General features: G+C 66.0%; 14 protein-coding genes and 1 riboswitch. Of the genes, 7 read left to right on the plus strand and 7 right to left on the minus strand.

Annotated elements, in window-relative coordinates; translation table 11 throughout:
* Window positions 1–20 precede the first annotated feature (20 nt).
* Together BST12_RS13615 and BST12_RS13620 are read left to right on the plus strand one after the other, a co-directional pair.
* Entirely contained in the window at window positions 21–272 is a 252-nt protein-coding gene (locus BST12_RS13615; protein ID WP_139801664.1) for a hypothetical protein, read from the plus strand.
* Window positions 273–495: 223 nt separating this feature from the next.
* A complete protein-coding gene (locus tag BST12_RS13620; RefSeq protein WP_083113707.1) occupies window positions 496–2,502 on the plus strand; it encodes an acyltransferase family protein in 2,007 nt (668 codons plus the stop codon).
* On the opposite strand, the gene BST12_RS13625 is transcribed toward BST12_RS13620, so the two are convergent.
* Window positions 2,503–3,171, minus strand: a complete 669-nt coding sequence (locus tag BST12_RS13625; RefSeq protein WP_083113657.1) for an O-methyltransferase — start codon at window positions 3,169–3,171, stop codon at window positions 2,503–2,505.
* 61 nt (window positions 3,172–3,232) lie between these two features.
* Window positions 3,233–3,406: riboswitch (M-box (ykoK) riboswitch) on the plus strand.
* Window positions 3,407–3,703: 297 nt separating this feature from the next.
* Here BST12_RS13625 and BST12_RS13630 point away from each other — a divergent pair.
* From BST12_RS13630 to BST12_RS34255, 3 genes are all read left to right on the plus strand, one after another.
* Window positions 3,704–3,919, plus strand: a complete 216-nt coding sequence (locus BST12_RS13630; RefSeq protein ID WP_083113658.1) for a hypothetical protein — start codon at window positions 3,704–3,706, stop codon at window positions 3,917–3,919.
* Window positions 3,920–4,023: 104 nt separating this feature from the next.
* Complete coding sequence (locus BST12_RS13635; RefSeq protein WP_083113659.1) at window positions 4,024–5,679, plus strand: NRAMP family divalent metal transporter; 1,656 nt, start codon at window positions 4,024–4,026, stop codon at window positions 5,677–5,679.
* Window positions 5,680–5,839: 160 nt separating this feature from the next.
* The gene (locus BST12_RS34255; protein WP_083113660.1) at window positions 5,840–6,958 is read left to right on the plus strand and encodes a PE family protein; all 1,119 of its coding nucleotides are present in this window, start codon (window positions 5,840–5,842) and stop codon (window positions 6,956–6,958) included.
* Window positions 6,959–6,962: 4 nt separating this feature from the next.
* Here BST12_RS34255 and car read toward each other — a convergent pair whose 3' ends face one another.
* Together car and BST12_RS13650 are read right to left on the minus strand one after the other, a co-directional pair.
* On the minus strand, window positions 6,963–10,445 hold the full coding sequence (gene car / locus BST12_RS13645) for a carboxylic acid reductase (protein WP_083113661.1): 3,483 nt from the start codon (window positions 10,443–10,445) through the stop codon (window positions 6,963–6,965).
* A gap of 109 nt (window positions 10,446–10,554) precedes the next feature.
* Window positions 10,555–11,310, minus strand: coding sequence for a L,D-transpeptidase (locus BST12_RS13650; protein WP_083113662.1), 756 nt, complete (start codon window positions 11,308–11,310; stop codon window positions 10,555–10,557).
* A gap of 208 nt (window positions 11,311–11,518) precedes the next feature.
* Between BST12_RS13650 and BST12_RS13655 the strand changes: the two genes are divergently transcribed.
* Window positions 11,519–12,460, plus strand: coding sequence for a LysR family transcriptional regulator (locus BST12_RS13655; RefSeq protein ID WP_083113663.1), 942 nt, complete (start codon window positions 11,519–11,521; stop codon window positions 12,458–12,460).
* Here the strand turns inward: BST12_RS13655 and oxc are convergent.
* Window positions 12,457–14,163, minus strand: a complete 1,707-nt coding sequence (gene oxc / locus BST12_RS13660) for an oxalyl-CoA decarboxylase (protein WP_083113664.1) — start codon at window positions 14,161–14,163, stop codon at window positions 12,457–12,459. The genes BST12_RS13655 and oxc overlap by 4 nt on opposite strands.
* Before the next feature lie 211 nt (window positions 14,164–14,374).
* Between oxc and BST12_RS13665 the strand changes: the two genes are divergently transcribed.
* On the plus strand, window positions 14,375–15,967 hold the full coding sequence (locus BST12_RS13665) for a FadD7 family fatty acid--CoA ligase (protein WP_083113665.1): 1,593 nt from the start codon (window positions 14,375–14,377) through the stop codon (window positions 15,965–15,967).
* A 3-nt stretch (window positions 15,968–15,970) separates the two neighbouring features.
* On the opposite strand, the gene BST12_RS13670 is transcribed toward BST12_RS13665, so the two are convergent.
* The 3 genes from BST12_RS13670 to BST12_RS13680 all read right to left on the minus strand — a co-directional run bounded on the left by BST12_RS13670 (window position 15,971) and on the right by BST12_RS13680 (window position 19,101).
* Window positions 15,971–16,435, minus strand: a complete 465-nt coding sequence (locus tag BST12_RS13670; protein WP_083113666.1) for a DUF2231 domain-containing protein — start codon at window positions 16,433–16,435, stop codon at window positions 15,971–15,973.
* A gap of 6 nt (window positions 16,436–16,441) precedes the next feature.
* Window positions 16,442–18,595 (minus strand): elongation factor G-like protein EF-G2, encoded by a 2,154-nt coding sequence (locus BST12_RS13675; RefSeq protein WP_083113667.1) that lies wholly within the window; start codon window positions 18,593–18,595, stop codon window positions 16,442–16,444.
* Window positions 18,596–18,684: 89 nt separating this feature from the next.
* On the minus strand, window positions 18,685–19,101 hold the full coding sequence (locus tag BST12_RS13680) for a TIGR03668 family PPOX class F420-dependent oxidoreductase (RefSeq protein ID WP_083113668.1): 417 nt from the start codon (window positions 19,099–19,101) through the stop codon (window positions 18,685–18,687).
* Between the last annotated feature and the right edge of the window lie 4 nt (window positions 19,102–19,105).

Genomic DNA, 19,105 nt, shown 5'->3' on the forward strand with positions numbered 1-19,105 from the left:
TAGCGCTTCGTGTGGAAACGGTGTACAAGACCTTCACGACCCGGGAGGAAGCCCGTACCGCGATGCAGCTGTTCGCCGCCGATCTGGCCGAAACCGGACAGCTTCGGGTCAGCGCCACCGTGGCGCGCGACGTGCTTTGGACCTACCACGCGCCAGAGCTATACCAGCTCCTGGTGCTCGGACGGGATTGGTCTGCGGCCCGGTACGGCGACTTCATCACCCACGCGCTCACCCACCCGCTCACCGGAGCCCTGCTCGAGCACCGGGAATGACACGCCGAAATCTGCAAACTTGTTGCGAGCCTTAGCGTGTCTGCGCGGGATCGCCCACCCTCGCCCCTAAGCTTGCTGGGATCACGAGGAGGGGCAGCGACGTATCGGCAGCAACTACGGCGCCGGGCGACAAGATGGTCGGGGCGCGCTAACAGCGAGCGCTGAGCCGGGCGGGAAGGACTCCGCACCGGCGCGTTCTGCTCGCCGCCGATGGGTGGCCCCGGTGCGCCGCGTCGGCCGGCTCGCGATCTGGGACAAGCCCGAGCGGCGCAACGGCATTCCGGCGCTGGACGGCCTTCGTGCGATCGCCGTCGCGCTCGTTCTCGTCGGCCACGGCGGCATCCCCGGCGTGAGCGGCGGCTTCATCGGCGTCGACGTCTTCTTCGTGCTCAGTGGATTCCTCATCACCTCGCTGTTGCTCGACGAGCTGGGACGCAGCGGCCGAATCGACCTGACCGGATTCTGGATTCGCCGCGCCCGGCGGCTGCTGCCGGCCCTGATGCTGATGGTCCTCACCGTGGCCGCGGCGCGCGAACTGCTGCCCTACCAATCGCTTACCGGTCTGCGAAGCGACGCGATTGCCGCCTTCGTATGGCTGGCCAACTGGCGGTTCGTGGCTCAGAAAACCGACTACTTCACCCAGGGCGCCCCACCCTCGCCGCTGCAGCACACCTGGTCGCTGGGGGTCGAGGAGCAGTACTACTTCGTCTGGCCGCTGCTGCTGATCGCGGTGACGCTGTTGCTGGCGGCCCGGGCCAAGCGCTACTTCGGCAAGATCACCGTCGGACATGTCCGGTTCGCCGCCTTCATCATCGCCACTCTGGGCGCGCTGGCGTCGGCGGCCGCCGCCATCGTGTTCACCTCCGACACAACCCGGGACCGAATCTATTTCGGCACCGACACCCGGGCCCAGGCGTTGCTGGTGGGCGCCGCGGCATCGGCTCTGCTGGTACGGGATTGGCCATCGCTGAATCGCGGGTGGTGTCTGATCCGTACCCGTTGGGGAAGGCGGATCGCGCGCCTGCTGCCGGTCGTGGGTCTGGCCGCGCTGGCGGCGATCACCCACTTCGCAACGGGCAACTCCACCGAATTCCGCCATGGACTGCTGATCGCGGTGGCCATTGCCGCGGTCCTCGTCGTCGCCCCGGTCGCGCTGGAACAGCGCGGGGTGGTGGCCCGAGTCTTGTCCTGGCGCCCGCTGGTGTGGCTGGGCACCATCTCCTACGGCGTCTACCTCTGGCACTGGCCGATATTTCTGGCGCTCAACGGCGAACGCACCGGATGGTCGGGGCTGGCATTGTTCGGTGCCCGGTGTGCGGCCACGGTGGTGGTCGCGTTCGTGTCGTGGTGGCTGATCGAACAACCCATCCGCCGCTGGAAGCCGGAACGGGTGCCGCTGTTGCCGCTGTCGGCGGCGACGGTGGCGACAGCCGCGGCGGCGACGATGCTGGTCGTCCCCGTCGCAACTGGACCAGAGTTGCGCGAGATGGGCCTGCCGCCCGGCGTTTCGGCGGTGGCCGCGGTGTCCCCGTCACCGCCGGGGCCGCAAGGGCCCGCGCCGGGGCCGCGCGATCCTAATCAGCCGTTCACCGTTTCGGTGTTCGGTGATTCGATCGGGTGGACGATGATGCACTACCTTCCACCGACTCCCGGATTCAGGTTCATCGACCACACCGTCATCGGCTGCAGTCTGGTACGCGGCACCCCGTATCGCTACATCGGCCAAACCCTGGAGCAGCGGGCGGAGTGCGACACCTGGCCGGGCCGCTGGTCGACCCAGATCGGACAGGACCGGCCCGACGTCGCGCTGCTGGTCATCGGCCGCTGGGAGACGGTGGACCGGGTCAACGAGGGCAAGTGGACCCACATCGGCGACCCGACCTTCGATTCATACCTCAACTTCGAGCTGCACCGGGCGCTGAACATCGTCGGCTCCACCGGGGTTCGGGTGCTGGTGGCCACCGTGCCCTACAGTCGCGGCGGCGAGAAGCCGGACGGTCGCCTGTATCCCGAGGATCAGCCCGATCGGGTCAACCAGTGGAATACCATGCTGCGCAACGCCATTGGCGAGCACCCCAACGTCGGAATCGTCGACCTGAACAAAAAGCTATGCCCGGACGGCGTTTACACCGCCAAGGTCGACGGCATCAAGGTGCGCAGCGACGGCGTCCACCTCACGCCCGAAGGCGTGAAGTGGCTACTGCCGTGGCTGGAAGAGTCGGTCAGGTAGTCAATTACCGGTCCAGCAGCTCAATTCCATGCTGTCGCTGCGCCGGGCGGGAAAGTTATAGCTCACATAGCCGTTGTCGGGATCGCGCACGTAGTCGAGGTAAGGCTGAGCGTCGGCGGATTCGGTGTTGTCGGCAATCACCAACGCGCCAGGGGACAATCGCGGCTGCAGCAGCTTGATCACCGGTAGATACAGTTCCTTCCAGCCGTCGAGCAGGGCGAAACCGATGGGTCCGTCCAGGTTCGCCAACGTGTTCAGCGCATCTCCTTCCAAGATGGTGACCACGTCGTCCAGACCGGTTTCACCGAACGTCTGCCGGGCGGCGGCAATCTTGGCGGTGCTCAGTTCGGTGGTCACCACTCGGCCCACGCCGTTGTCGCGCACGGCCGCGGCCAGATGTAACGCCGAAATGCCGAACGACATCCCGAACTCCACGACCGTAGTCGGGCGGGTGGACCGCACCAGCGCATACAGCAGTTGACCGGCTTCGGGAGTCACCGGGATGTAGAACTCGCTCATCGCGTCGGCGCGTTCCTGCGAGTTTGCCGACGTCAGCACCTGTTGCAGCTCGTCGTGTCGCTCGCGCAGCTGCGACATCTGGCTCTTGGTCTCCGCATACATCCGGTCGAGTGCGGTCGCGACTTTGGGATCCTGCAAGGTAGTGGCCATACCAAGAGTGTGACGTAACGCGTTTGACGAGCGCCATATGCCGGTGTAAACATGGAACCCGCAAACACCTCGGTAGGTGAGGCGTCTGCATGGACACAGGCCACTGACCCCGAACGTCGAGAGACGCCCCGGGTCAGGACAGCTCTTCCCGGCCTAAGGGTTGAGCCCAAGTGGCTTCCGGATGAAACACCGGATACGCCGTGCAGTGCCAAAGCTCCGACGAGAGGGGTGTTCGGCGGTTGACCGCCGTCCGTTCGTCCCCCCTTTCGTGCAGGTGACTGTGACGACACCCGCGTGTGTCCCGGCCGGAAGGAGGTGAGGGCGAGTTGAACGACATCCCAGGCGATAGTCCGTATCCAAAATCCAACCTGCCCCGATCCGGTTCCGGCATTCCTTCTGCTGCCTGAGTCTCCTCGAGCGTTTGTCGTTGCGCGCATGCATATGTCCTGCCTGCCTCGCGGCAATTGCCCGAGGGCACTGTAGTCGCGTTCTGAATTGCGTTAACCGGTCGGGCTTCTGACAGGAGCAGACCATGACCACAATGACCATGAATTTCGTTGCGCCACAAGGTGTGACCGGTGCGACCGCTGCGACGGGTGCGACCGGTGCGCCGAACGGCGGCGGCCGCACGCTGCTGCGCATCGGCCGGCGCCTGAGTGACGCGTTGCGTGCGTCGCTCAACGTGGACCCGCAGGACCGGGCCGACAAGTACGTAACGCTGATGCCGATCGCGGTACTCGCCGCCTGACACCGGCGGCAACGACCGGCGATGTACTCGCCGACAACCTCAGCGGCGGGCGCGGCCCCGCGCCCGCCGCTGTGCCCAAACTTGTTCGAGAGAGCGAGAATCCGATGACATTGATCTCCACCGAACTTCGCGACGCCCCCCACGCAGCAGGCCCGCAGCCGGTGCTGGATTCGGCGCACGCCGGCGACATCGTCGGTGCTTTCGGACGCATTCGCCGCGACGACACGGGTGCGACCGGCGGTCGCTGGCGTCGCCTGCGCACCTTGATGGTGATCATCGGTCCGGGCCTGATCGTGATGGTCGGCGACAACGACGCCGGCGGCGTCGCGACCTACGCGCAGGCTGGGCAGAACTACGGGATGACCCTGTTGTGGACGCTGACGTTGCTCATCCCGGTGTTATACGTGAACCAGGAAATGGTATTGCGGCTGGGTGCGGTCACCCGGGTTGGCCACGCGCGGCTGATCTTCGAGCGGTTCGGCAAGTTCTGGGGCGCGTTCAGCGTCGGTGATCTGCTGCTGCTCAACGCATTGACGATAGTTACCGAATTCATCGGCGTCTCAATGGCACTCGGGTTTCTGGGCTGCCCCAAGGTCATCGCGATCCCGGCCGCGGCGGTGCTGTTGTTCGCCGTGGTGGCCGGCGGGTCGTTTCGCCGGTGGGAGGGACTGATGTTCCTGCTCATCGCGGTGAACGTGGTGATCGTCCCGATGACCCTATTGGTGCATCCGACGTGGAAGGCGACCATCGGCGGGCTGATGCCGCAATTCCCGGGCGGCCTGAACTCCACCGTGCTGCTGCTGATCGTGGCGATCGTGGGCACCACCGTTGCGCCGTGGCAGCTGTTCTTCCAGCAGTCCAATGTGGTGGACAAGCGCATCACCACCCGCTGGATCCCTTATGCGCGAGTCGATCTGGTGATCGGGATAGTCGTCGTCATGGTCGGGGCGACGGCCCTGATGGCCGTCACCGCATTCGGACTGGCCGGCACTACCGACGCGGGCAACTTCACCGACGCGGGCGCCGTGGCGACGGGGCTGACCAATCATCTCGGCGGTGCGGTGGGAGATCTGTTCGCGATCCTGCTGCTGGACGCATCGTTGATCGGCGCGAACGCCATCGGGCTGGCCACCACCTATGCCGTCGGCGACGCCCTGGGCAGGCGGCATTCGCTGCACTGGAAGATCAGCGAGGCGCCGTTGTTCTACGGCGGTTACGCTGCGCTGCTGGCCATTTCGGCCGCCGTCGCGTTTAGCCCCGACCACATCCTGGGCTTGGTGACCCAAGGCGTCCAGGCGCTCGCCGGCGTGCTGCTGCCGTCGGCGACCGTCTTCCTGGTCCTGCTCTGCAACGACCGCGCGGTGATGGGGCCGTGGTCTAACACGTTGCGGCAGAACGTCGTTGCGTGGACCATCGTGTGGTCGCTGGTGCTGCTCTCGCTGGCGCTGACGGCCACGACCTTCTTCCCGAACCTGTCGACGGTCACCATTGAAATCGGGCTCGCCGCCGGCGCGGTGCTCGGCGCGGTCGGCGGTGCGGCAGTGGTGGTCGCCGGTCGGCGGTATGGCAACAGCGCCCCGCCTTTGACGCGCGTTGCTCGCGAACAGCACCGGGCGCACTGGCACACCCCGAATCTGACTGCCCTGGAGCGTCCGGTGATGTCGCCGGTGCGGCGGGCGGGGCTGTTCACCCTGCGCGGCTATCTCGCGCTGGCCGTCGTCCTGGTCGTCGTCAAACTCGTCGAGGCGGGCATGGCCTGAACCCCGTGCCCATGCCGCTGCGCATCCGCCGGATTTTCTTTGCCAAACAGTCATATTTGCGGTTGCGCAACGATAGGCTCTGAAACCGGGACAGCTGCCCGATCCGGCCAGGCAAACAGCACTGCGGCGGAGCCGGTCGGGTGGCTGCTGGAGGTGACAGATGTCGTACTTAATAGCGGCCCCAGAAATGGTGGCGGCAGCCGCGACGGATCTGGCGGGGGTCGGGTCGAATATCAGCGCTGCCAACCAGTCGATAGTTGCGATGACAACGGAGGTGCTGCCGGCCGGCGCCGACGAAGTGTCCTCGGCCATTGCGGCAATGTTCGGCGCGCACGGGCGGGTGTATCAGGCGCTGAGCGCGCAGGCTGCGGCGTTTCACGACGAAATCGTGCAGACGCTGACGGCCGGCGCGAACGCCTACGCCGGCGCCGAAGCGGCCAATGCCGCGCCGATGCAAGCCGCGCTGAATGCTGCGGCCGCGGCGCCGGCCGGACCCCTGAACCAGCTCGAGCAGATGCACATCGGGTTCAACACCGCCCTGGTGAAGAACGAACTCGCCTTGAATTCGGCGCTGGTGACCAATGAGGTGGCGTTCGAGCGCAGCATCTTCGGCACGGACAGTGCCCTCAACGGGGCCCTCAACCGCAGCTTCAACGCCGGTAACCTGCTGATCGGCACCGGCGAGCAGGCCCTCAACACGATCGTGGGAGTGCAAGTCCCCGCCAACTTCACCGCCGGCCTGCTGCTGGGCAGTTCGGCCCAGGTCTTCAACGGAGGCCAGATCGGCGGTCTGGTCGGGGCCTTCGACCAGAGCCTGATGGTTCCCACCGACCTGGCCGGCCTCTTCCTGGGCAACACGTCGCCGGCGGCGGCCGCTATGACCAATGCCGCGGCGGCAACCTCGCCGAACGGTTTCTTCCAGCAACTCGAATCGGCACAGATCGGGTTCAATACTCAACTCGTCAACAACGAGCTGAACTTCAACCACAACCTGCTCACCAACGAAGTCGCTTTGGAACACAGCGTCTTCGGCACCGACAGTGCGCTCAACGGCGTAATCAACCGCAGCTACAACGTCGGCAACCTGTTGATCGGCACCGGGGAGCAAGCAGTCAATACGATCGTGGGAGCCCCGGCCCCCGCCAACTTCACCGCGAGCCTGCTGACGGGAAGTTCAGCCCAATCCTTCAACGGCGGTGAGATCGGCGGCTTGGTGGGCGCCGTCGATCAAAGCCTGGCTGCCGGCGCCGATTTGGCCGGCCTCGTCACCGGCCAGTAGGCGCTCAAATCAGCCCGAGCAACCGCAGGTCAGCGACGTACTTGTCGATCAGCGCCGCGGTAAGGTGCGGAATGTCTTTGTCGGCGCCGATTTTGGCGTTCCGCACGGCGGCCCGGAACACCTCGGTGGGGGCGGGCGCACCGAGCAACGGCTGCTCTGGCTTGCGGTAGGCCTCGAGTAGCGGCAGCACCGAATGCTGACGCTGCTGGTCCGGCAACGCGCGCAGCGCGGTTTCGAACCGGCCGAGCCAATCGTCGTGATCGTCGATGCGGCGGATGTCGTGGCCGGACTCGATCAGCCAGTCCACGAACACATCCAGGGACACGCCGTCGTCGTGGGGGTTCATTACGTCGAAGGACCGGAAACTCGGACCTGGCCCGACGGCCGTTTGCGCACCCAGCGTGGTGACCGCCTCGGCCACGAAATCGGCGGGCAGGCCGTCGTAGTGGGCCCGCGCCCGGTTGCCCTGCGGGTCGGGCGTATAGAACGACCAGGGCGCGATCCCCGTCACCAATAGGCTGATCATCAAGCGGCTGAACATGTCTGGCACGTTCAGCTGTCCCGCGTAGCGGCTGTGCGCCAGGATCATGTCCGAACGAAACACCGCGACGGGTAGTCCGCAGAGGTCATGTGCCTCGCGCAGCAGCACCTCACCGGCCCACTTGCTGTTCGCGTAACCGTTTGCGTAGCCGTCGTCCACGTGGCGGATCGCGCTGATCGCCCGGATGTCGCCGTCCTCTTCGAACCTGTCCGGATTGATGGACATCGCCACCGCCACGGTCGACAAATAGGTGACCGGCTTGATGCGGTTGGTAATCGCAAGGCGGATCAGTTCGGCGGTGCCCACCACGTTCGGACCGAACAACTGGTCGTAGGGCAAGACGTGATTGACCAGCGCGGCCGGGTGCACGATCACGTCGACGACGTCGGTCAGTCTGTCCCAATCCTGTTGGTCCAGACCGAGATTCGGCTCGCCGATATCACCGGCGATGACCTCCAGGTGATCGGCGGCCAACTCCTGGAAACGCTTCAATAGCTGGGCATCGCCGCTGCGGAAGACATCTTCCAATCGCCGCCAGGCCGCCTCGGCGTCGGTGCCGCGAACCAGGCAGATGAGCCGTCCACCAGTTTCGGCCAGCCGCGCCAGCCATTCCAGACACAGAAAGCGCCCGAGATAGCCGTTGGCTCCGGTCAGCAGCACCGTCTGCGGGCTACCGGTTGCCCGCGGCAGCGCCGGGGCTTCGGTGAGTGTCTTGTTGTCGATGAACTTGTCCAGGCTCAGGTCTTCGGCGTGCACCTCGGTAGCGCCCCGGCCGTGCACGGCCGCGAAGGTCGGCCGCTGGCTACCGGAATGACGTTCGGACTCAACGTATTCGGCCAGCTGCTCCAGGTCGGTCGTCGGGCCGATGATCAGTCCCACCGGGACTTCCACATCGAAGAGGTCCTGCAACAGGTTGGAGAAGGTCAACGCCGAAAGGGAGTCGCCGCCGAGTTCGATGAATTGCGTGTCGGGTTCCGGCGGGCCACCGGCCAAACCCAACAGCGCCGCTGCGGCCTTCGCCAACGTCTCGATGACCGGGCGATCCGCGGCGCCGTCGCGCAGCGAGCGCAGTTCGGCCACCCGAGTGTCGGCAAGGTCGGCATAAAGTTGCTCGAGTCGTTCGCCGTAGTGTCCCTTCAACTTTGGCCGCAGCAGCTTGCCAACCCCGGACAGCAGCCCATTCTCGGAACTGAAGGGTTCGGTTTCGATCAGGAAATCGATCGGCAGCTCATAAGACTGCAACTGCGCGAGTTGTGCTGTCTGACGCAGGGATTCACTCAAGGCAGCCTTGAGGCCGGTGGGATTCTCGGCGAACCTGTCCAGCGCATCGACCGTCGGCACCACGACCGCCAGCAGATAGGGGCGTTCGCTGTTGCCGTATACGAAGATCTGCCGTACCAAAGCCGCGCTGGAGAAAACCGCTTCCAATTGCGCGACGGCGACGAACTCGCCCTGGGCTAACTTCAACACGTTGTTTCGCCGGTCGACGTAGACGAGCCGATCCGGCCCGATCTCGGCCATCACGTCGCCGGTGCGGTAGTAGCCGTCGGCGTCGAAAGCCTGGGCGGTGACGTCGGGACGCTTGTAGTAACCGGCCATCGACGTCAGCGACTTCACCAGCAGCTCACCGCGCGGATGAGGCTTGTCGGTATGGAAATAACCCAGCTCGGGAACATCGACAAGCTTGTAGTCGACTACCGGGGGCCGGCTCACCACGCCGTCTTTGGTCACCGCGCCGACCTCGGTCAGGCCGTAGCCGTCCATCACATGCACGTCCAGGCACGACTCGATGAAGCTTTTCATTTCGGCGGCCAACGGCGCGGTGCCGCAGAAGCTGGTCAGCACTCGCCCCCCGAGCACCCGGTCGCGCAACTCCGCTCGTGCCTCCGATTCGGCTTCGGCAACTTCGGCGCCTTGGGTGACCAGCCGGTCGACAGCGCTTTGGTAGCGCTGGTACAGCATCTCGGCCACCCGAGGAACCAGTCCCATCTCGGTGGGCCGCACCAGGTTCCAGTCCTCGAACAATGTGGACAGATCGCTTTCCGGCACAAAATAGCTGGTGCCGCCGGCCTGGAACGCCGATGACAGCGGGATGCGCCCGCCGAGATGATTGAGCGGCATGAAGTTGACGTTGACGACGGGCACGTCTTCGTCCGCCATGAACTGGGTGGTCCAGATCTTGGCCACCATCTGCTCGGAATACATTGCGCCCTTGGGCAATCCGGTGCTGCCGGACGTGTAGAGGATCATCGCCAGTCGCTCATCGGTTTCGCCGGTGTACATCGGCTCCGGCGCCAGCGCGCGACCACGTTCGATGACTTCGCCGAGCGTCTCGATGGTCACCGTCATGCCCGCGGCGGCCAGCGTTGCCCTGGCGCGCTGTAGGCCCTCTCGATGGTCATCGACTTCGGGCCGGTAGTCGAAGACGACGAGGCGGCGCAACCCTGTACTGCCCAGCGCGGCTGCCACGGCGACATCGAGATATCCGGCGCCAGTGGCAAGGATCTGCGGTTCGACCTCGGCAACGATGGGTTGCAACCGCGACGCGGTGGTGTTGTGCTGCAACGGCACCGTCACCAATCCGAGATATCCGCAAACCAGATCGAGGGTGAGGTAGTCGGCGCTGGCAAACCCGACAGTGGCAACGAAATCGCCGGGGTTGGCCGGATTGACCGGGTCGCTTCGCCAGGCGCTCGCGATCGCCTGCACGTTGACCCACAGGTCGCCGTAGCTGATGGTGTCAAAGCTGGGCGCCAGCTGCGCGATGGTGCGGCCGGTGGCGCGATCCGTCGTCAGTGATCGCGCGCGCCAGCCGAGTGCGGGGCGGTCGGCGTAGCCCTTCACCAACGTCTCGATGATCTGGTTGAGCCGAAGGCCCGGCTGGCGAATAGCCGCGCGGATCGCGGCATCTGGGTTGGCGAGTCGCTCGTCCTGATGCGCGGTCATGGTGCGCCTTTCGTTCGCGTCAGTCTCCAGCGCAAACCAGCCTGATGCCGCACCTCTTCCACATCAAGTGTGTGACCGTCGCCACAATTGCCGATAGCGCCGGCGAACGCTAGCCGACGACCTCGATCGGATCGCCGACGTTGACGGTATTGAAATACCACGCCGCGTTGTCCGGGCTCAGGTTGATGCACCCGTGACTGACATTGGCGTACCCCTGCGAGTTCACCGACCACGGTGCCGAGTGCACGTAGACACCGCTCCAGGTGACCCGAACCGCATAGGAGGCGGTGATCAGGTAGCCGTCGGAGGAGTTCAGCGGGATGCCGATGGTCCGCGAGTCCATCACGACCGTGCGTTCTTTCGACAGCGCGGTGAAATTCCCGATCGGCGTGGGACGACTGGGCTTGCCCATCGAAGCGGGCATGGTACGCAGCACCTCTCCGTTGCGGCTGACGGTGAAGGTGTGCGCGGAGATGCTGGCGACACCGAGCAGTTCGTCGCCGGTGTCGAAGCCCTCCGTCAGTTCCTGGACGCCTACTGAAACGTGGCTGTGCGCGGGCCAGTAGTGGTCTGGAACCCATTGCACGACGTTGCTGTTGACCCACTCGAAGTGTCCGGTCATGTCGGCCGGTGAGATGACCCGGATGGTCCGTTCTGCGGCATGGCGATTGGTCACCGGCGCGGTGAACGTCACGACCACCGGGTGTGCCACGCCCACCACCGCACCGTCGGCCGGCAAAATCGAGGCAACGCCGGGAGTGGGGGTTGGGACCGGAACCGCGCCGGTAGCGGGATTACCCGAGACCGCCACGGCCATTGCCGTGATCGCAACCATAACGAATAGATAACGAACCGCTCGACGCATGGCGTTGACCCTTCGAGATGGCGTGATCGACACAACCGCATTCTAGTGGCTGTCTACCCATTGCGGGTTGTAGCAAACAATTCTGGCCGACGGTTCCGCTTAGCTCGGAGGCCCGAAGTGCGGGCAATCCAAGTCGTTGCCGGTCCGGTGCCGACGCGTTAGCCTCAGCGAGATCGCTGCCCGACGAGAACGACCAGGAGGCGCGCGGATGCTCTTCCGCCAGCTGGAGTACTTCGTGGCCGTTGCGCAGGAGCGCCACTTCGCCCGGGCCGCCGAGAAGTGCTACGTGTCGCAACCCGCCTTGTCGTCGGCGATCGCCAAACTCGAGCGCGAACTCAACGTCACGCTGATCAACCGTGGGCACAGCTTCGAGGGTCTGACTCCCGAGGGGGAGCGGTTGGTGGTGTGGGCCAAGCGGATTCTTGCCGAGCACGACGCGTTCAAGGCAGAGGTGCACGCGGTGCAATCCGGCATCACCGGAACACTTCGGCTGGGCGCCGTGCCGACGGCGTCCACGACGGCGTCACTGGTGCTGTCCGGGTTCTGCTCGGCGCACCCGCTGGCGAAGGTGCAGATCACTTCCCGGCTGGCCAGCACCGAGCTCTACCGGCGGCTGCGCGAGTTCGAGCTCGATGCCGTGATCGTGCATGCCACGCCCGTATACAGCGAAGTGGACCTGGTGCCGCTCTACGAAGAGCACTACGTGCTGCTGGCGCCGGCGGACATGTTGCCGCCCGGTGCATCGTCGCTGGGATGGACGGATGCCGCGCAGCTGCCGCTGGCATTGCTCACGCCGGACATGCAGGATCGCCAGGTCATCGATGCGGCCTTCGCCGACCACGACATCACGGTGCGCCCGCGGGTCGAAACCGATTCCGTCGCTTCGCTATTCGCTCAGGTCGCCACCGGAAACTCGGCGTGCATCGTTCCGCACACCTGGCTGTGGACGATGCCGATGACGGGGCCGGTCGGCCGCGAGGTGCGTGCCGTCGAACTGGTCGAGCCGGCCCTCAAAGCCCAAATCGCCCTTGCCACAAACGCTGCCGGGCCCGGATCTCCGGTGGCTCGCGCGCTGAGCGCATCCGCGCAATCGCTGAAGTTGAACGAATTCTTCGACGCGCAGCTGCAAAGCATCACCCAGCGGCGTTAACCCTTGGCTGCGCTGGTGGGGTTGAGGCTCGCCAGGTGTCCGCTTTCCACCCCGGCGGCCGGGTCGAGTTCACAGTCGATGATCGCCGGACCATTGGACGCCAGCGCCTCGGTGAGCGCCGATTCCAGCTCGGCCGGGGTGCTCACGTGATATCCCTTGCCGCCGAAGGCCTCTGCGAGCAGCTCATGGCGCGCCTGAGCATTGAGCACGGTGGGCGCCGGGTCTTTCCCGGAGGTGCCGGCACCAGCCGGGATCTCGTCTCCCCGGTACACGCCACCGTTGTTGAGGACGAGGACCGTGACCGGCAGCCCGTAGCGGCAGATGGTTTCGATTTCCATGCCGCTGAAGCCGAATGCGCTGTCGCCCTCGATCGCGACGACCGGTCGTCCGGTTTCGACGGCAGCTGCGATGGAGTAGCCCATCCCGATGCCCATCACGCCCCACGTTCCGGTGTCAAGGCGGTGGCGCGGCAGCTGCATGTCGATGACGTTGCGGGCCAGATCCAGCGCGTTAGCGCCTTCGTTGACGACATAGGTGTCCGGATTACGCTGCAGCACGGTGTTAATCGCCCGAAGGGCGTTGTAGAACCGCATCGGGTGCGGGTCCTCGGCCAGCCGCTCGCGCATCTTGGCGTCGTTGCGGACCCTGCGATCGGCGAGTTCGCGTGTCCACGCGGTGGGAGTGGCGATGTGATGGGTGCCCAGGCCGTCCAGCAGTGCTGCGAGCACCGAACCGATGTCCCCGGTCAATGGGGCCGCGATCGGTTGGTTGCTGTCGAATTCCGACGCCGCGATGTCGACCTGGATGAACTTGGCCTCGGATGACCATTGCGGCGAATCACCGTGGCCCAGTAGCCAATTCAGCCGGGCACCGACCAACAGGACCGCATCGGCCCGGGCGATCGCCAGCGACCGGGCCGCGGCCACCGACTGCGGATGCGAGTCCGGGAGCAGCCCCTTGGCCATCGACATCGGCAGGAACGGAATGCCGGTGGTCTCGATAAACTCCTGAATCACGTTGTCCGCCTGCGCATATGCGGCGCCCTTGCCGAGCACGATCAGCGGACGCTGGGCGTGGGCGAGGACATCCAGTGCGCGGTCCACCGCATCCGGTGCCGGCAGCTGGCGGGGAGCCGGGTCGACGAGGCGCCAGACGCTGTCCGCGGCCGCCTTGGCTTCCATCGCCTGGCCCAACACCTCGCCGGGGATGTCGAGATAGACACCGCCCGGGCGGCCCGAGACCGCGGTGCGAAACGCCCGGGCGATGCCGCGCCCGATGTCTTCCACGCGGCTAATCCGGTAGGCCGCCTTCACGAACGGCCGCGACGCGTTGAGCTGGTCCAGGTCCTGGTAATCGCCGCGCTGCAGGTCGACGATCGGGCGCTGGCTCGAGCCGGATATCTGGATCATCGGAAAGCAGTTGGCGGTGGCATTGGCCAGTGCGGGCAGGCCGTTGAGAAAACCCGGGCCCGACGTGGTCAGGCACACGCCGGGCCGCCCGGTGAGAAAGCCCGCCGCCGCGGCCGCATTGCCGGCCGAGGTCTCATGCCGGAAACCGATGTAGCGAATCCCCTCGGCCTGTGCGGTGCGCGCCAGATCGGTGATCGGGATACCGACGAGCCCGTAGATGGTTTCGACATCGTTGGCCTTGAGCGCGTCCACCACCAGGTGGAAGCCGTCCGTCAGTCCCGACGACGTGGTCATGTGGCGACTCCTCACGTGCTGGTCTGTGCTTGTTGCTCACCACTGTTATCCGGTGGCCATTCGGTGTCCAAGACCGGGTCGCTATACGACGATTCACGGTGTCTATCGACCGTGCTCAACGGCCCTGTTCTCGCGTCGATAGCCATTAGCTATCGAGCGGTAGCGGATCAGTATTGGACGAGCCGGGCCGGTTGACGGCATGGTGCTACCTATGACATCTGACTCGATCACCACCGGTGCTGCCGTCGCCGAACGGACCCCGACATCGTCGAGTCCGCGCATCGCCGATCTGGTGACCGTGGCCGCGACGCGCCTGCCGCAGGCCCCCGCGCTCATCGTCACCGCCGACCGGATCGCCATCACCTACCAGCGGTTGCTGGGCTTGGTCGATGAGCTGGCCGGACAGCTGACGCGGGCCGGCTTGATGCCCGGTGATCGGGTGGGGCTGCGCACGGCCAGCACCGCCGAATTTGTCGTCGGGCTGTTGGCGGCGTCGCGGGCGGACCTGATCGCGGTCCCGCTCGATCCGGCATTGCCGATCAGCGACCAACGTGCCCGCAGCGAGGCGGTGGGAGCCCGGGCGGTGCTCACCGACGGCACCGGTCCCGGAGACAAGGCAGAGCCGTCGGTCCACTGGTGGCCAATCGCAGTGAGCTTCGACAGCGACGGCGGTGCCCCGTCGGTCAGCCTGGACGCCGGCGCTGGACTGAAGGCGGAAGTGACCGCGCCCGAGGGCCTGCACCCAGACGACGCCATGATCATGTTCACCGGCGGCACCACCGGGCTGCCCAAGATGGTGCCGTGGACCCACGGCAACCTCGCCGCGTCCGTGCGGGCCATCGTCGCCGGGTACCGGTTGGGCCCGCGGGACGCCACGGTCGCCGTGATGCCGCTCTATCACGGGCACGGGCTGGTCGCTGCGTTGCTGTCCAGCCTGGCTTCGGGCGGCGAGGTGTTGCTGCCCGCTCGCGGCCGGTTCTCGGCGCATACCTTCTGGGACGACATCGAGGCGGTCGGTGCCACCTGGTACACCGCGGTCCCGACGATCCACCAGATCCTGCTGGAGCGGGCCGCTGCCGAATCGTCTGCGGGCAAGAAGGCCGCACTGCGTTTCATCCGCAGCTGCAGCGCACCGCTTACCCCCGAAACCGCGCAGGCGCTGCAAGCCGAGTTTTCCGCGCCGGTGTTGTGCGCCTTCGGCATGACCGAGTCCACTCACCAGGTGTGCAGCACCGGCCTCGACCAAGACGAAAACCCGGCCGAATCAACGGGTTTGGTTGGCCCTTCGACGGGACCCGAAATCCGGATCGCCGGTCCCGACGGCGCGCCGTTGCCGGACGGTGAGGTCGGCGAAGTGTGGCTGCGGGGCGACACCGTGGTGCGCGGTTACCTGGGTGACCCGAAGATCACCGCCGCGAACTTCACCGACGGTTGGTTGCGCACCGGTGATCTCGGGTCGGTGTCGTCGGCCGGCCTCAGCATCCGCGGCCGGATCAAGGAACTGATCAACCGTGGCGGCGAGAAGATCTCCCCAGAACGCGTCGAGGGGATCCTGGCTACCCATCCAAACGTCATGGAGGCGGCCGTTTTCGGGATTGCGCACCGGATCTACGGTGAGGCAGTCGCCGCCGCTCTGGTGTCCCGCGGCACCGCGCCGACCCCCGAGGAGCTCACCGAGTTCTGCCGGGAACGGTTGGCGCCCTACGAGATTCCGGACAGCTTTGAGATCACGGCCGAGTTGCCGCACACCCCGAAGGGCTCACTCGACCGCCGCGCGGTGGCTCAACAGTTCGGTGGCAAGTAGCGCTTACTGCGAGGCCCCCGAGCCCCAGGCGGCCCGGGCACCCGTCTCCCCGACGCGGTAGGTCTGCACCAGCGTGACCGCCGAAGCCGCGATGACGAGGACGACGACCACCAGGTGCACAGCGGATTTCACGGCACGCCCGCGCACCTGCCGCAGCTGGACGGCGGCCAGCGCGGTCACGGTGACCACCAGCGCTGCCACGCAGTAGATTACGGTGTCGCCGAGTTCGGCATGCGTGTGGATGGCGGGCGAATTGCCGACCTTCCCGGCCAGCCATTCACCCGAGCTCGTTGTCAGCGGGGTCACGATCAGCGTCACCGCGCTCAGCACCAGAACCAGCCAGATGAGCCGGCTGCGCGCCGCGGGCCACACCGCGCACAGGATCGCCAGGATCGCGGTCAATGGTCCCAGCACTACGACGAAATGATTGAACAGGATGTGGGCCGGAAGGCCGTCGATCGTCGACATGGATTCTTACGCGGTGGTCTGGACCTTGGCCGCCGCCGACTCCGGCATCGGTTCATAGCGCGCGAACGAACGCGTGAAGGATGCGGCCCCGTGCGCCAGCGAGCGCAAATCGATTGCGTACCTGGTCAACTCGACCTGCGGCACCTCGGCCTTGACCACCGTGCGTTCGTTGCCTGCGGTATCGGTGCCCAGCACCCTGCCGCGGCGACCGGATAGGTCGCCCATGACCGCGCCGACGAAGTCGTCGGGCACCATTACCGAAATCTCGTCGATCGGTTCGAGCAGCACGACTTTCGTCGCCGCCGCGGCCTCCCGCAATGCCAGCGAACCCGCCATCTGAAACGCGAAGTCCGAGGAGTCGACGCTGTGCGCCTTTCCGTCGAGCAGCGTGACCCTGATGTCCACCACCGGGTACCCGGCGTGCACGCCCTTCTCCATCTGCGCGCGTACGCCCTTCTCCACGCTCGGAATGAACTGCCGCGGAACGGCTCCGCCGACGACCTTGTCGAGGAACTCGAACCCGCTGCCCTCCGGCAGCGGCTCCACCTCGATGTCGCACACCGCGTACTGGCCGTGTCCGCCGGACTGCTTGACGTGCCGGCCATGCCCTTTTGCCTTGCCGCGCAACGTCTCTCGCAACGGCACGCGCAACTCGACAGTGTCCACCGTGACGCCGTACCGGTTGGCAAGCGCGTCGAGCACCACGCCGGCATGGGCCTCGCCCATGCACCACAGCACGATCTGGTGGGTCTCCTGGTTCTGCTCGATCCGCAGCGTCGGGTCTTCGGCGGCCAACCGGCCCAAGCCAACCGACAGCTTGTCCTCGTCGGTCTTGGCGTGCGCCTGAATGGCGACCGGCAGCAGCGGCTCGGGCATGGTCCAGGGTCTGAGCACCAGCGGCTCGGACTTGTCGGACAACGTGTCGCCGGTTTCCGCGCGGCTGAGCTTGCCGATCGCGCAGATATCGCCGGCTACCACGGCCCCGGCCGGGCGTTGCTGCTTGCCGAGCGGGAACGACAGGACTCCGATGCGTTCGTCCTCGTCGTGGTCGGGGTGGGAGTGGGTGGCGCCATCGGTGCTGCCGTCGCCGAAAAACGACGAGAAGTGACCCGACACATGGACGGTCGCGTCAGGCTTGATGGTTCCGGAGAAAACGCGGACCAGGCTGACCCGGCCGACGTAGGGGTCCGACGTCGTCTTGACCACCTCGGCAAGCAAGGGGGCGCCGACGTCGCAGGCCAGCTCCTCATGCGTCGCGCCTTGCGGCGTAAAGACCTCGGGCAGAGGGTGTTCCATCGGTGAGGGAAATCCGCGGGTCGCGACCTCCAGCAGTTCCAGCGTTCCGACGCCGGTGCTGCTGCATACCGGAATCACCGGGAAGAACGAGGCGCGGGCGACGGCCTTCTCCAGGTCGTCGATCAGTACCGATTCGTCGATTGCCTCGCCGCCGAGGTAGCGCTCCATCAACGACTCGTCTTCGGACTCTTCGATGATCCCTTCGATCAGGCTGCCGCGGGCTTCCTCGATCCGGTCGGCGTCCGAGGAGTCAGGGGAGCTTTCGGTCCGCTCGCCGCTGGCGTAGGCGTAGCGGGTTTGTGACAGCAGTCCGATCAGCCCATCACCGGTGGGCAGGTAGAGCGGTAAAACCTTGTCGCCGAAGGCTTCCTGTGCGGCGGCCAATGCCTCCGCGTAGTTCGCGCGGGCGTGGTCGAGCTTGGTGATCACTACGGCTCGGGGCATGCCGACCTGGCTGCATTCCTGCCACAGCGACTTGGTCGGCTGGTCGACACCCTCGTTCGCCGCGATCACGAACAGCGCGCAATCGGCGGCGCGCAGTCCGGCCCGCAGCTCGCCCACGAAGTCGGCGTAGCCCGGGGTGTCGACGAGGTTGACCTTGATGCCGTCGTGCGCCAGGGAGGCCACCGCAACCCCGACCGAGCGCTGTTGGCGAATCTCGGCTTCGTCGAAATCGCATACAGTGGTGCCGTCCACCACCGAACCCGGTCTGGTCAACACCCCGGCGGCGACGAGCAGGGCCTCGACGAGGGTGGTCTTGCCGCCCCCGGACGGTCCCACCAGAACAACGTTGCGGATGGCCTCCGGCCCGTCGGCGGTGGGAGCGGCTCCGACCCCCTGGGAAGTACCTGCTCTGTCGGCCATGACGTTCCTCCAGTTCTCCGGCAATCATGCGGCGGGCTCCCCTGGTGCAACTTTTCCCCCAACCGCCGTCCAGCACAAGGGCCGGCTGATCAGCCGTGCCAGCCCGACCAGCGCCGCGCCGCGATGACGATTACCGGACCGTCCAACGAAACCGATTGGTACTGGGCATATTTGGCGCGCAACAGCCGATACCCGGTGTGCATCGGCGCGCCCTCGCGATGAATCGTCGCCAGGCCGTCGACCCGAACCCACCACAACTGCGTCCAGTCATCGGCGTAGTGATCGACGAGCATGCTGATGTTGGGATTGCTTTCGATGTTGGCCAGCCGGCGCAGTCGCTGCGTGGTCTTGGGTTTGGCGTCGACCGCCGTGTAGATGATGTCCTGATCGTCTTGGTCGACGGCGAACACGACCGGCACCAGGTGTGGGATGCCGTCGGGTGTGCTGGTGGCCAGCCGTGCCACCGGTGCCTGCGCGAACCTGACCGTTGGGTCGAATTCGGTCACGGCG

It is taken from the genome of Mycobacterium angelicum (assembly GCF_002086155.1).
GTDB lineage: Bacteria > Actinomycetota > Actinomycetes > Mycobacteriales > Mycobacteriaceae > Mycobacterium > Mycobacterium angelicum.

Bases quoted from the DNA above. Each gene is read 5' to 3' on its own strand.
- car (WP_083113661.1), bottom strand. From the start codon at position 10,445: ATGACCGCGCATCAGGACGAGCGACTCGCCAACCCAGATGCCGCGATC.
- BST12_RS13670 (WP_083113666.1), bottom strand. From the start codon at position 16,435: ATGTCGACGATCGACGGCCTTCCGGCCCACATCCTGTTCAATCATTTC.
- BST12_RS34255 (WP_083113660.1), top strand. From the start codon at position 5,840: ATGTCGTACTTAATAGCGGCCCCAGAAATGGTGGCGGCAGCCGCGACG.
- BST12_RS13630 (WP_083113658.1), top strand. From the start codon at position 3,704: ATGACCACAATGACCATGAATTTCGTTGCGCCACAAGGTGTGACCGGT.
- BST12_RS13650 (WP_083113662.1), bottom strand. From the start codon at position 11,310: ATGCGTCGAGCGGTTCGTTATCTATTCGTTATGGTTGCGATCACGGCA.
- BST12_RS13625 (WP_083113657.1), bottom strand. From the start codon at position 3,171: ATGGCCACTACCTTGCAGGATCCCAAAGTCGCGACCGCACTCGACCGG.
- BST12_RS13665 (WP_083113665.1), top strand. From the start codon at position 14,375: ATGACATCTGACTCGATCACCACCGGTGCTGCCGTCGCCGAACGGACC.
- BST12_RS13655 (WP_083113663.1), top strand. From the start codon at position 11,519: ATGCTCTTCCGCCAGCTGGAGTACTTCGTGGCCGTTGCGCAGGAGCGC.
- BST12_RS13635 (WP_083113659.1), top strand. From the start codon at position 4,024: ATGACATTGATCTCCACCGAACTTCGCGACGCCCCCCACGCAGCAGGC.
- BST12_RS13675 (WP_083113667.1), bottom strand. From the start codon at position 18,595: ATGGCCGACAGAGCAGGTACTTCCCAGGGGGTCGGAGCCGCTCCCACC.
- oxc (WP_083113664.1), bottom strand. From the start codon at position 14,163: ATGACCACGTCGTCGGGACTGACGGACGGCTTCCACCTGGTGGTGGAC.